Annotated in this window: 1 protein-coding gene and 1 pseudogene; both read right to left on the bottom strand. The window is 42.4% G+C overall.

All coding sequences use genetic code 11. The features are described from left to right. Window positions 1–92: 92 nt before the first annotated feature. The gene (locus R7Z77_RS24750) at window positions 93–575 is read right to left on the bottom strand and encodes a hypothetical protein (protein ID WP_005480810.1); all 483 of its coding nucleotides are present in this window, start codon (window positions 573–575) and stop codon (window positions 93–95) included. A 13-nt stretch (window positions 576–588) separates the two neighbouring features. Further along, window positions 589–851: pseudogene (locus tag R7Z77_RS24755) on the bottom strand (nicotinate-nicotinamide nucleotide adenylyltransferase); the annotation flags it as partial.

Consider the following 851-nt stretch of genomic DNA (forward strand, 5'->3'; position numbering starts at 1 on the left):
CTTTTCTTATTCTTTGCCTCACGTAGGGTCACATATTTCCCCAAGTAACCCCAAGCACGACACACATCGAACGATTGGTTAAAAACGATGAACTAAAATGGCACTTCAATTTGCATCATCCAGTCGGCGTCGTAATACTCGTGCCAACGATAGTCGAAGCGCATTCTTGGCTCACCATCAGCTTTATTACCAAAACCGATGCTGAACATGAGACCATGGCTGCGAAGCCACTCTTCTGTGGTCATTTTGTTTTCTTCTTCACGTAGCTCTTCTGGCATCCAAATACCAAGACCAAAATAGTTTTTGTCTACGTTTTGAGTAAGAAACGGAATGTCTTGCGATTTGATTGCCCACTCTTCCCAGTAGTTTTCTGTTGGTCCTTCTGCTGTCGCTTCAGCAGCATACCAATCTAAGGTATCGGTACTAAGCACACCAACAGTATCAAAAATTTCTTCACAGATGGGCATGGTGTTGTCTTCAAACACCACGGAGCGATCAGAAAGATAGTTACATGCGGAGTTAGCTTGCGTCACCACAAGCAGCGCACATGCACTAAATACGGCTACTCTGACCATGAAAACCGACCTCTTATTTACCAGATAATGTTTCTCTATATAAGCCTTCGTTGAGCAACAGTTCACTGACAGTTGGTGTCGTATAGGTGCTGATATCTTTGCCTTCTATGAGTGCATTGCGGATATCCGTGCTTCTAATTTTAACTTTTTCTGGGCACGCCATGACAGTCCAACGTTCCGTAATTTCTTCCGCCTTATAAAATTTAGCAAATTTGAAGAAATTATCAGGACCAATGACAAAAGTTATATCGGCAGTTGGGTAAATTTCTTGAATTT

Source organism: Vibrio sp. 1401, from assembly GCF_033340295.1.